This window comes from Gemmatimonadaceae bacterium (genome assembly GCA_040882285.1).
In the GTDB taxonomy this organism is placed as follows: Bacteria; Gemmatimonadota; Gemmatimonadetes; order Gemmatimonadales; family Gemmatimonadaceae; genus JACDCY01.
Genome location: JBBEBQ010000014.1, coordinates 24,001 through 35,895, shown reverse-complemented (window position 1 = coordinate 35,895; position 11,895 = coordinate 24,001). Strand labels below are relative to the sequence as shown.

Here is an 11,895-nt window from a genome sequence, read left to right as displayed (position 1 = left end):
GTGATCTTCTGCCGCAGGCGCCTCCGATGAGTAATGACGTGCAGAAAAGAAAAACTGTGGCAACTTGGCGCACGCCTTGGCTGCGGCCCATACTTAGAACGCGCATATTCCCGCGGAGGAGGTCTCGTATACTGTGACCTCTGCGTCGCGGATCGCCCCGGCCGCATCCGTGACGGATACTGCAACGATGAACCATGAATTAGAGTCCCCCCAGTCCTTCGAGCCGGTGTAGTAGTAGTCGTTTCCTGCTGGTTGCCCGGCATTTGTCCATTGGTAGCTATACGGAGGGCTCCCTCCGCTTGTTGGTGCATCCCAGGTGCACGTCGCGCCTGGCTGAATCTGAGTGGGGCCTGCGATCGAAATGGAGAGAGTGCTTGGCGGCGGTTGCACGACCTGCATCCCGATCGCCGCCATTGCGTTGGCAATCTGCTGAACGCCGACAGATGAATAGGTGATGTTGCTGTGATTTGCCATATTAGCCTGGAAGTTCAGCCTACGATCGGAGAATGAGAGCCCGGGATAGACGCTGCGCTCATTCGGTACCAGGCCGTCGAAGGGTCGTTGGTAGTTCGTGCCTTGCGTTTCGATCATGGTCGCGTAACGCCCCCAGCGATCGTCAACCCGGCGAAGCATCTTGCGAGCGTAGGAGCACTGCCTACCAGCTACGTGCCCGATGATCGTTATGTATCCAATGAATTTGCACGTTTGGAACACGGTCACCAGGGTGTTACGGTCCTTCACGAACTGAGCGAACTCAGCGTCGCTCCCTTGAGACGACAGGCCCATGCGAAACACGGCGTTTTGGTGAGGAATCGTGCCGTACACGTTTGCTCGAGACGGCTGGTCGCTTGTGTAGCCGTTAAGGTTGAGGATCGTCGTTGAGCCTACCTTGAGATCATACAGCGCATCGGACTCTGCACCTTCGATGAATTGCGTGATTTGGTCGAGCGGCAACCGACTGCCGGCGATTATGTAGCTGATGTAGCCCGTCATCTGACCTATTGCAAACCAAGCATCCTGCACACGACGCTGCGCATCCAGAGCAAATGCTTTGATTAGCACGAAGTTGTTGGCAAGCGGCATCCCTTGATGCGGAGAGGCCACTGTTACTATACCGGCGATGTTTGCAGAATTATTGATGTATGCTGTGCGCGCGACGAGTCCACCCATGCTGTGAGCGATTAGCACGTTCAGGCCTTGGTAAACGTTCAAAGAATCGCGAAGCCTTGCAGACTGGCTCGCGACCGAGAACTTGCCCAGTAAGTCAGGCACCCGATAGGAGTTGGTCCCGAGGACAATTGTCGCGGCGAGACGCGTCGGCGTCGATCCTGCAAGCCACGTATTTGGCGTGCCGTTCCCACCGTGGAGGAAAACCGTCCTGTCATACGCGAGTTGCGCCTGGGCTGGTTGGCCGGCCAGCATCGTGGATCCGGCTGCAATAGACGCCGCCATTGCGAATGACCGCAACCAGCCGGCAAGCGCGCATCGTATCCGTTGGTAGCTCATTGTTCCTCCCACGCGTTAGTCTGGACGTTCAAAAAAGTGAGCGTTGTCCGGCCGGATACTTTCTTTCCACCGATCCATTCGGTACTTGCGATTTCTGTGCGATCCCTCACCCATCCCTTCGATACTCGCTTCCACGTATGTCGCGAAGAGATTCTGGAATCCGGAGTGACGTGTTCCTCCCCAACTAGAAGCTCGGTGACCGGATGGATCAAAAATTCCTGCTGTACGTCTCCCTTTTCGCGCTTGAACCGTCGGATTAGATCGGTACCGCGCGGCAACTCCTGAGCGCCTTCCACCAGCTTTCGGATTCCCCGACGCTTCACTGGTTGCCCGGCACCGTTAGGCCCGGCAAGGAGTTGCATGGCTGGCTCGCATATCGCAGCGCCGTCAGCGCAACTGTCAACGGCGCGAACACCGTAGTAGGGATCGTCGTATGACGCCTGGCGCTGGGCCTCGTCGGCCCGCATAAGATCGAACGCCGTGGGAGCAGCTGAAGTCGTGGGGCCGACAGGAGCATCGCTCGCCGAGAAAGGGGTTATGGCACCACTCTGATAGTCGGCTCCGTGCACGTCCTCTACATAATCCGGAACATTGTCGGAACTGCCGACGATTTTGGCGTAGACCACGTAATCATTGCCGGTCCACGTCTCACAGACGGTCGCTGTATCTGTCGACTCGGCGATGCCATAAGGTTCTAATTCGGAATCGTAGTCGGTCGTGACCAGCGTAATGGACACTCCGCATCCAGACGATGAGCTTGGCGTCACCACCCGGCTCGCGCGTGGCGGCTCTCTGAGGGATGTGGAGAGAGCGTCTTGCTGGCCGCAGCCGAGAGCCAACATGAACGCGGGAAGCAGAGCAAAGCCATTCTCGAAGCGGAAATTCCTAGGCCCGGCGTCCATAGACCAACTCCATCTGTTTTGATCCTATCTCGGGCCGGGTCGGTGTCCTGTCAATGACGATTTCGATTCCGTCTCGCCATATGCGACCCAAGCGCCGTAAGCCCCGGAATGAGCTCCACAACCGTGAGCCATAGGCGCGACGCCACCGCGATCACCGCCGCGTCCGCGGTCGTCGCCAGCCCGAGCTCCGTCATCGCGATCACCAGCGCCGGCTCGCGCACTCCGATTCCCCCCAGCGCAAACGGCGCGAGAAAGCCCACGATGTACGACGCGGTGTACGCGCTCACGTACGCCAGCGCCGTCCCCCCCGAGTCGGGGAGAATCGCGCGGACGAACAGCATGAATCCCAGCGACAGCAGCACCCACGAGACGGACGCGATCACGATCGTGACCCACAACGTTCTCCTCGACGGCACCGTCACGTTGTCGGCGCGGCGGCCGGCGAGCTTCAGCAGGCGCGGGATGACCGCGGGCAATGCGAGCAGCGCGGCGACGATCACCGCGACGAGTAGAATGGCCGCGAGCGGTCCGCCGGGGATTGCCCCGCCGCTCGCGACGACCACGGCCGCGCCGGCCGCGATCGTGACGATCTGCATCACGATCGACGAGCCGGCCGCCACGGCGGGACTGACTCCCCGCTCGGCTGCCATCCCGCTCATCGCGACGATCGACCACACTTTTCCGGGGACGTACTTGCCGAGGTTGCCCGCGAGCCAGATGACGGAAGCGTCGAGCCACGCGAGCACCTCACCCGCGCCCGCGATCAGTCTCCGCCATGCCTCGATGAGCAGCGCGTACGCGACGAGCGTCACGCCGCTGGCTGCCCCTACGAGGAGCCAATCGGGGCGGAGACCCTGCAGCCCCGACGCGACTTCATCCCACTGACCGCTCAGCGATCGGACCGCGTACCAGACGAGCGCGGCCGCGAACAGCCATTGTGCTACCGTCCAGGCCTTACGACCCGTAGCCGTCAATCGCCTGCTGGTAGATCGAGAGGTATTTCTGCGCCGCCGATTCGGGAGCGAAGTTGGCCAGCGCGTACAGCCGCCCCGACTGTCCCATGGACGCCGCGCGCGCCGGGTTGTTCAGCAGGTCGTCGAGCGCCGCCGACAACGCGGGAAGGTTGTTCGGCTCCACCAGGATTCCCGTGCTGCCGTCGCGCACGACGTCGGGCGTTCCGCCGGAGCGGAAGCCGACGACCGGCGTCTCGCACAGCGCGGCCTCGACCGCGACGAGCCCGAGCCCTTCGTCGATCGCCGGGACCGCGAGCACGCACGCGCGCTGATAGAACTTCGGCAGCTCGCCTTGCCTGACCTGCCCGTGCCAGCGCACGCGATCCGCCACGCCCAGCTCCGCGGCGAGCGCGCCGAGCGATTCGCGCGCGGGTCCGTCGCCGACGACGTCGAGCGCCGCTTTCGTCTTCATCCCGGGGAGCGCGCGGATGAGCTGGTCGAGCCCTTTCTGCGCGTTCAGCCGGCCCACGAACAGAATGCCGTCCCTCGCGGCGGTGCCGTCGGGCTCGAACAGCTCGGTGGCGACCGGCATCGGCGCTACGACCGGCGACCGGTTGGGAACGAGCAGATCCAGCTCACCGGCCAGCCAGTGCGACACGGTCGTGACTTTGGCCGAGTGCGTGATGACGTGCCGGAAGAGCGGCCGGGCCACGGCGACGCCCTTCGCCAGCCGTACGTCGGTGCCGTGCAGGGTCGTGACCAGCGGGAGATGCGACAGGCCGCCGAGCCACGTGCCCACGAGCCCACCGGGAAACCACCAGTGCGCGTGAATGAGGTCGGGTGTCACTCTCCGCCGCGCCATGACCGACTTGGCGAAGTCGGCGCCGAGGAAACCGAGCATCGTGACCTTGGCGCTCCAGGAGCGCTGGAATTCGGTCGCCATGTTGCCGGTATACGCCAGCTTCTCGTACCTGCGCGGCGCGTAGCGGAAACGCTCGACGGTGATCCCATCGACCACGTCGGTGGTGTCCGCGCTGTCGCTCGATGGGGCGACGACGTGAACCTTGACGTCCACCTTCTCCAACGCCTTGGCCAGGCGCAGCACGAAGGAGCCGGCTGGGTCTCCGATATACCGCGGGAATGCGTGCGATAGAAACAGAACGTTCATCTGCCGGCGGTGAGGGAAAAGGTTCGGACGCGTTGTGCGTTCACGGTTGTTCCGTTCTGCGTCAGGGCGTGACGGCGGAAGTGCGGAAAACCACCATATGCCTTCCTAGCGATCCTGCTGTAACGGAAAAACGCCCTACGGATTAACGGGTAACGCACAACGCTACTCACCGCCATTCCCTGCACTACGGAATCTCCGTCGGCTGCGACCCCGACCGCGCGGACAGCTCCTCGACTCTTCGTCGCAGCTCCTGCAGCTCGGCGCGCTGCGCGGCCATCAGCTCGCCGATCAGCCCCGTCGCGATGGCAACGGACCCGACCGTCAAACACACCGCGACGAGATCGATCAGCGGCCGGAAGCCCACGCCGCCGATCACGCGCCACAATATCGCGCCGATGCCGACGACGAGCCCGGTGAGAAAGAGCACGGCACCGAGCATGCCGAACAGCAGCAGCGGCTTGCGCGCGAAGCGGAGCTCGAACCACACCGCCAGCATGTCGAGCACGCCGATCGGGATCCGGCCGATCCCGAACTTCGACTTGCCCGCGTGGCGCTGGTACAGCGGCACCGGCACTTCGCTGACCGTGTAGCCCTGCGCGGCGGCCATCACGACCATGTACCGGTGCCAGTCCGGGCGCGGGGGCAGCGTGTCCATGATCTCCCGGCGATACGCCTTCACCGAGTTGAGGTCGCGCACCGGAACGTTGAACAGCGATCGACTCAGCTTGTTGTACACGCTCGAGACGAACGCCTTCTCGTACTTCCCTTCCTTGTAGCCCGTCACCATGTCCGCCTGCTCGGAGAGGATCGGCTCGACCAGGCGGGGAATGTCTTCCGGCTTGTACTGCAGATCCGCCGGATAGAAGACGAGCACTCTTCCCGACGAGTGCAGGTAGCCGGTGCGCAGGGCGTCGGCGATGCCGCGGCCGATGCGGTGCCGGACGGCCTTGAGCAACGGATAGTCGCTCAGCAGCAGCCGCAGCACGTCCCAGCTCCCGTCGGTCGAGCCGTCGTCGACGATCACGAACTCGTACCGCACCCCGCCCGAAGCCGCCGCCATCGCGGCTGCCTGCTCGACGAACAGCGGCAGGTTCTCGGCTTCGTTCCGCGCCGGCACCAGCACGCTCACGTCCACCGGGCGCGCCCGCCGGTCGACCGTCGGAGTGTCGCGCCGAACCACGCCGGAAGCCACGCTCATACCCGCTTGCGCATCCGCGCGGACAGCACGCCGAGCTGGTCGCGGTACTTCGCAACTGTGCGCCGCGCGATCTGCACGCCGCTCTCCTTCAGGATGTTGACGATCGCCTGGTCGGTGAGCGGATGCTTCGGGTCCTCCTGCTCGACGAGCTTCTGCAGCTGCGCCTTGATCCCGCGGGCGGACACGTCCTCGCCGTCCGCGGTGGCGAGCCCGGACGAGAAGAAGTACTTGAGCGGCAGCACCCCGCGCGGCGTCTGCACGTACTTCTCGTTGGTCACGCGGCTCACAGTGGACTCGTGCATGCTGATCACCTCGGCGACCTCGCGTAGCGTCAGCGGCTTGAGGAACTGCACGCCCTTCTCGAAGAACTCGCGCTGCCGCTCGACTATGTAGTTCATCACCTTGAGCATCGTCTGCCGCCGCTGCTCGATCGCCTGGATCATCCAGTTCGCCGAGTTGAGCTTGCTGGAGATGAACTCCTTGTTCTCGCCGTCGAACTTCTTCTTGTCACGCGCTATCTCCTGGTACGTCTTGCTCAGCTTGAGCCGCGGCAGGTTCGCGTCGTTCAGGAAGACGTGGTACTTGCCGTCGATCTTGTCGACCACGAGGTCGGGGATGATGTAGTTGTCGTCCCCGCTGCTGAAGCGCAGCCCCGGCTTCGGGTCGAGCTTCTGGATCTCGTCGGCCGCCTTCTGCACGTCTGACGGGCTGATGCCGAAGCGCTTGGAGATCTCGCTCCAGCGGTGATTGATCAGCTCCTCGAAGCAGTCGCGGACGAGGCGGTGGGGCACGGACTGCTCGAGCCCGGCCTCGCGCAGCTGCAGCATGAGACACTCGCGCAGGTCCCGCGCTCCCACGCCGGGAGGATCGAGCGCATGGACGATGCCGAGCATCTCCTCGCCTTCCTCGATCATGTAGAGCGGGAGATCCTCGATGTCCCGGTCCTCCACCTCGGCGGCGCGCTCCAGGACCTCGTTGAGCGCCAGCACTATCTCGTCCACCGACGAAGCGAGGTAGCCGTCGTCGTTGATGTTGCCGATGAACTCGTCGGCGAGCAGCACCTGGCGCGGGGTGAGATCGAGCAGCGTGATCTGGTCGCGCAGGTGGTCGCTCAGGTCGCGGCTGTCGACCGTGACCGGCTCGTAGTACTCCTTCTCCTCGTGCTCCTCGCGCCGTCCGCCGGCGTCGAAGCCGTCCAGCAGGATCTCCTCCCAGTCGATCCCCTCGACCTTCTCCTCGGGTGGAGTCTGCTCGACCTGCTCCTCGGGCTGCTGGGTCTCCTCGTCGTCCTCCTCTTCCGGCTCGATCAGCTCCAGGAAGGGATTGTTCAGCAGCTCCTGCTTGAGGTGCTGCTGGAGGTCGAGCAGCGGCATGTACAGGAGATCCATCGCCTGGTACAGGCGCGGATTGATCTTCATCTCCTGCTTGAGCTGTGTGCCCTGCGACAGTCCTTGCTTCACGCCACTCCGCCGATCTCGTCTTCCGCGAACCGCGAGCGCAGCCGCGTAGTCAATGTGGGTCCGAGGTAAATCTCGGCCACTGTGTCGTCGAATACCAGGTCACGAACCGTGCCCGACACCTTGACTTGTCCGTCGAACATGATGTACGCGCGGTCGACTATGTCGAGTGTCTGCTCCACGTTGTGGTCGCTGATGAGCACGCCGATGCCGCGGTGCCTGAGTCCCGCGACGATGGTCTGGATGTCGTGCACGGCGATCGGGTCGACGCCCGCGAACGGCTCGTCCAGCATCATGAATTTCGGATCGGTGACGAGCGCGCGCGTGATCTCCAGCCGGCGGCGCTCGCCGCCGGAGAGTGAATACGCCTTGTTCTTCCGCAGGCGCTTGATCCCGAGCTCGTCGAGGAGCGTCTCGAGCCGGTCCCGGCGCTGGTCGGGCGTCAGCGGCAGCGTCTCGAGTATCGCGAGGATGTTGTCCTCCACCGACAGCTTGCGGAAGATGGACGGCTCCTGCGAGAGGTAGCCGATCCCCCGCCTCGCGCGCTGGTACATCGGCATGTCGGTGATGTCCTCGCCGTCCAGGATGATGCGGCCGGCGAGCGGCTGGATGAGGCCGACGATCATGTAGAACGTCGTGGTCTTCCCCGCCCCGTTCGGCCCGAGCAGCCCGACGATCTCGCCCTGCTTGAGCCGGAGCCCGACGTCGTTCACGACCTTACGGCGGCGGTACGTCTTCACGAGCCCTTCGGCCTCGAGCACGCTCGCGCGCGGGATCGGGATGACCCCAGAGTGGTGCAGCTCGAACTCGGTTTGATCGCACGCCTCGGAAACGATGCGCGCCACTTCCATGCGCACCGGCGCCACTTCGCGCCAGAGCCCCTCCTCCACGATCACGGCCGCATCCGCATCCTTCAGGCTCCTGCCGAGCTGGCGGATGACACCGTCCTCGGTGAGCCGCGGCAGCGCGTGCTCGGCCACGTAGGTGTCCACCTCGTCGAGGCTCAGCCGGCCGGCCTCGCGATCGGCGTTCTTTCCTTCGTCACGGAGAGTGCGCAGATACTCGTCGCGGAACGCGAGCGCCACGTCGTGCACGCCCGCCCGACCCTGCTCGTCCGCCCGCGCGAACAACGCCTGCAGCGCCAGCGCGGTGGACCGCTCGCGCGTGGACATGCGGGCGATGAGCTCCTCGACGCGGGGCGGATAGGTGGGACGCATCAGCGCGGATTCCCCGGCCGCGCTGGCGCCGGTCGAGCCGGCGCGGCCTGCGGCGTTCCGGGCTGACTCGCGGGTGGAATCGCGGTCAGCGACTCCGCTTCCAGGTAGACGCCTGAGGCCTGGTCGGTCACGGTAACCGTGCTCACCTCGCCGTCGGCGAACGCGATGGTGATGATCCGCCCGCGGACGTAGTTCATCGTCGGCCGCTCGCGGACGCCTTCCGGATTGCCGAACTGGTAGAACGACCGCGCGTTCCCGGTCGCGATCAGCTCGCGCGGAACCATGCGGCTCGTGTCGCCGGCGGCGGCCGAATCGAACCGGGCGACGATGGTGTCGCCGCTGATCCAGTCGCGCTCGTTGGAAATGACCGTTGCCGTGTCGGGGATGCTGTTGGCGAACGCGTCGCCCACCGCGTGCATCTCGCGCAGGCGCTGGTTGGGCGTGGAGACGTAGATCGAATCGGCGGTGATGTCACGCTCGGGGCTGGTGGCACGCGCGCGTCCGGGACCCCACGCGTAAGCCTCCTGCAGCTGCTCGTTCAGCAGCCGCAGATCGATCGAGTCCGCGAGCAGCTCGAGATCGCCGCTGAGCACGTGTCCGGACGGAGTCGCCAGCACGCGCTCGAGCTGGCGCTCGCGGGAGAAGAGGTCGATGACTCCGCCGCGGAGCGTGAACGGCCGCTCCCCGCGCCCGGTGACGACCGGGGACAGCATGAGCCGCACGAACTCGCGCTCGCTGTCGACGAACGCCGAGTCCCCGTTCGCGCGCACGGACGTGCGCGTGATGTCCACGCGCCGCGACGCGTACACGAGACTGTCGCCCACCAGAACTATCCGGTCGGCGAGTACTACCACGGGCTCGACGCCGGCTCCCGCTTCGGGGTCGACGAGGGAGAGCTGCGGTCTCCCGGTGGCCACCGTGCGCGCGATCGGACGGCCGACGACGGCGCGGTAGTAGTCCGCCTCGGGCGCGCGCATCACCGAGCCGCTGCTCATCGTCGCGACGACGTTCCCCACGGCGTTCAGCCGGTCCTCCCCGCGGAAGTACGTCATGCGCTGCGCCGTGATGCCGATCTGCGGCTCGGTGTAGCGCACGTTCTCTATCAGCAGCAGGACTCCGGTCGCCTCGTTGAACTGGGCACTGTCCGAGGAGATGCGGTTGTCCTGTCCCGCGCAGGACACGACGACCCCGCGCCCGAGAATCATCAGCGATTGGCCCGACGGCTGCTCCACCAGGTTCGCGGTCGTCGCGGGCGTGTTCTCGAAGATGTAATCGCATTTGGGGAGCGCCTGGGCTCCGGCGTATCCCGCGGAAGCGGCCAGCGCGCCCGCGGCTAGCAGCAGGCGCCGCATCAGTTGCTGTCCGGGCGCAGCGCCGCCCCCGGCGGGGGAGGCGCCGCCGGTGAGGCGCCGGGCGAGGTCGCTCCGCCCTGCCCCGTCATGAATCCGCTAGCACCGCTGAGCACCTGGACGTTCTTGAGTCCCGGGTCGGAGCGGAAGCCGACGCCCGCTATCCGCCGCCCCGGCTCGGTCATCACGAACTGGCTGTCGCTCGTGAACTGGTTGGCCGACTGGTTGTAGTGCAGCTCGGGAGTCACGATGCGCCGGCCGTCCTCGGTGTTGACGACCACATTCCCGTACGCGGTCATGTTGCCGAGCCGGGTGCTGTACCGGCCACGGTCCGAAGTGAGCACCGCGTCCTTCATCCCGGCCACCGTGTAGAACGTCGTGTTCACGTCGTCCAGCTCGATGCGGGTGTTGTCGTCGAAGAAGTACGCCGTGTCCGCCTGCAGCTCCGCGCGGATGACGCCGCGGTCGGTCATGTTGAAGCTCGCGCCGAACATCACCTGGTCCGCGGAATCGGCCATCGCCGACCGCGTCAGCACCGGCGGCTCACGCTTGTCGTCGCAGGCGCTCGCGAGAGCCAGGAGCAGGGACAGCGCGAGGAGTCTCATACGACACCGGCGCGCATCAGGTCGTGCAGGTGCACGACGCCCACGAGCTCGTCGTTGTCATCGAGCACGGGCATGGACATGATCCCGTCCTTCTCCATCCGGAAGACGACTCCGCTGCCGAGCTCATCCGCGCGCGCTGTTTTCGGGTTCGTGTTCATCACGGTACCGATCACTATCGGGAAGACGTTCTCCTCCCGCTCCATCAGCCGGGTGAGATCGCCAGCCGTATAAACCCCGCGAACCTTTTTTCGGTCATCCGAGACGATCGCGATGCCGCGCTGCTCGGCGATCAGGACGATCACCGCGCGGAGCGTCGCGGTGGAGGGCACGACCGGAAGGGGTGATGCGACCATGACGTCGGACACCCGCGTCAGCAGGCGCCGTCCCAGCGAGCCGCCGGGGTGCAGCCGGGCGAAGTCCTCCGGGGCGAACCCCTTCTCCTCCAGCAGCGCGATTGCCAGGGCGTCGCCCAGGGCCAGCGCCGCGGTCGTGCTGGTGGTGGGCGCCAGGTCGTGCGGACATGCTTCCTTCTCGACCGTCGCGTCCAGCGCGACCTCGGCGTGCCGGGCCAGCGCCGAGCCCGCCGACCCGGTGATGGCGATGGTCGGAACGCCGAACCGCTTCAGATGATCGACCAGCGTCACGAGATCGCTCGACTCGCCGCTGCGCGAGATGAGGATGCCGACGTCGGAGCTTCCGACTATTCCCAGATCCCCGTGCACGCTCTCGGCGGGGTGCAGGAACGTCGCGGGCGTTCCGGTGGAGGTGAGCGTCGCGGCGATCTTCCGCCCGATCAGCCCCGACTTGCCCACGCCCGAGACGATCACCCTGCCCTGGCAGCCCGCCAGCAGGCGAACGGCGCGCGCGAAGCTGTCGTCCAGCCGGCGCTCCGTGCGAGCGACCGCGTCGGCCTCCATGCGGAGCACGCGCCGGCCGCGCTCGAGAATCTCCTCGTCGGACGACCGGCCCGTCACAGCTCGTCCGCCAGGTACGCGCGCGACCGCTGTTCCACGTACCGCTCCACGGCCGGCGTCCACTCGCGGCGGGCCCGCAGCAGCAGCTCGACGAACTCGCGCACTGCGCCGTGTCCGCCGGCCCGCTTCAGCACGACGTCGCACTCGTCCTTCACTTCCTTGACGGCGTTGCCCACCGCGACGGGGAGGCCGACGATGCGCAGGATCCCCAGGTCCGGCACGTCGTCGCCGACGAACGCGGCATCCTCGATCGCGATGTCGTGCCGCCGCAGCAGCTGCTTGAACGCCGGGAGCTTCCGCGCCTCCCTGTCCTGCACGCAGTCCTCGATCCCCAGCTCCGCGGCCCGGAGCCGGACGCTTTCCGACTCACGGCCGGTGACGATCGCGACCTTGATCCCGGTCGTCTTGAGCAGGTGGATTCCGAGCCCGTCCTGGATGTCGTAGCGCTTGAACTCGATGCGCTCGTTGCCCGCGACGCCGAGGAAGATCCCGCCTTCGGTGAGCACCCCGTCGACGTCGAACGCCACGAGCTTTATCTGGGTGGCGCGCTTGCGCGAGAGGGCCAT

The 11,895-nt window shown here is 65.6% G+C and carries 11 protein-coding genes; all 11 read right to left on the bottom strand.

All coding sequences use genetic code 11. From position 1 onward, the window contains the following. Positions 1-93: 93 nt before the first annotated feature. The 11 genes from WEA80_08565 to WEA80_08515 all read right to left on the bottom strand — a co-directional run bounded on the left by WEA80_08565 (position 94) and on the right by WEA80_08515 (position 11,895). Positions 94-1,506, bottom strand: a complete 1,413-nt coding sequence (locus tag WEA80_08565; GenBank protein ID MEX1186630.1) for an alpha/beta fold hydrolase — start codon at positions 1,504-1,506, stop codon at positions 94-96. Beyond that, on the bottom strand, positions 1,503-2,243 hold the full coding sequence (locus WEA80_08560) for a hypothetical protein (GenBank protein ID MEX1186629.1): 741 nt from the start codon (positions 2,241-2,243) through the stop codon (positions 1,503-1,505). Before WEA80_08560 ends, WEA80_08565 begins: the two co-directional genes overlap by 4 nt. 215 nt (positions 2,244-2,458) lie before the next feature. Beyond that, the gene (locus WEA80_08555; GenBank protein MEX1186628.1) at positions 2,459-3,382 is read right to left on the bottom strand and encodes a lysylphosphatidylglycerol synthase domain-containing protein; all 924 of its coding nucleotides are present in this window, start codon (positions 3,380-3,382) and stop codon (positions 2,459-2,461) included. Beyond that, positions 3,363-4,529: a glycosyltransferase gene (locus WEA80_08550; GenBank protein MEX1186627.1), complete on the bottom strand. Its 1,167-nt coding sequence runs from the start codon at positions 4,527-4,529 to the stop codon at positions 3,363-3,365. Before WEA80_08550 ends, WEA80_08555 begins: the two co-directional genes overlap by 20 nt. A gap of 184 nt (positions 4,530-4,713) precedes the next feature. After that, the gene (locus WEA80_08545) at positions 4,714-5,727 is read right to left on the bottom strand and encodes a glycosyltransferase family 2 protein (protein ID MEX1186626.1); all 1,014 of its coding nucleotides are present in this window, start codon (positions 5,725-5,727) and stop codon (positions 4,714-4,716) included. After that, complete coding sequence (gene rpoN / locus WEA80_08540; GenBank protein ID MEX1186625.1) at positions 5,724-7,187, bottom strand: RNA polymerase factor sigma-54; 1,464 nt, start codon at positions 7,185-7,187, stop codon at positions 5,724-5,726. Before rpoN ends, WEA80_08545 begins: the two co-directional genes overlap by 4 nt. Beyond that, positions 7,184-8,401 (bottom strand): LPS export ABC transporter ATP-binding protein, encoded by a 1,218-nt coding sequence (gene lptB / locus WEA80_08535; protein ID MEX1186624.1) that lies wholly within the window; start codon positions 8,399-8,401, stop codon positions 7,184-7,186. The genes rpoN and lptB overlap by 4 nt, the downstream gene beginning before the upstream one ends. Then, the gene (locus WEA80_08530) at positions 8,401-9,753 is read right to left on the bottom strand and encodes a hypothetical protein (GenBank protein ID MEX1186623.1); all 1,353 of its coding nucleotides are present in this window, start codon (positions 9,751-9,753) and stop codon (positions 8,401-8,403) included. Before WEA80_08530 ends, lptB begins: the two co-directional genes overlap by 1 nt. After that, a complete protein-coding gene (gene lptC / locus WEA80_08525; GenBank protein MEX1186622.1) occupies positions 9,753-10,355 on the bottom strand; it encodes an LPS export ABC transporter periplasmic protein LptC in 603 nt (200 codons plus the stop codon). Before lptC ends, WEA80_08530 begins: the two co-directional genes overlap by 1 nt. After that, positions 10,352-11,329, bottom strand: a complete 978-nt coding sequence (locus WEA80_08520) for a KpsF/GutQ family sugar-phosphate isomerase (protein ID MEX1186621.1) — start codon at positions 11,327-11,329, stop codon at positions 10,352-10,354. Before WEA80_08520 ends, lptC begins: the two co-directional genes overlap by 4 nt. After that, positions 11,326-11,895, bottom strand: a complete 570-nt coding sequence (locus tag WEA80_08515; GenBank protein MEX1186620.1) for an HAD hydrolase family protein — start codon at positions 11,893-11,895, stop codon at positions 11,326-11,328. Before WEA80_08515 ends, WEA80_08520 begins: the two co-directional genes overlap by 4 nt.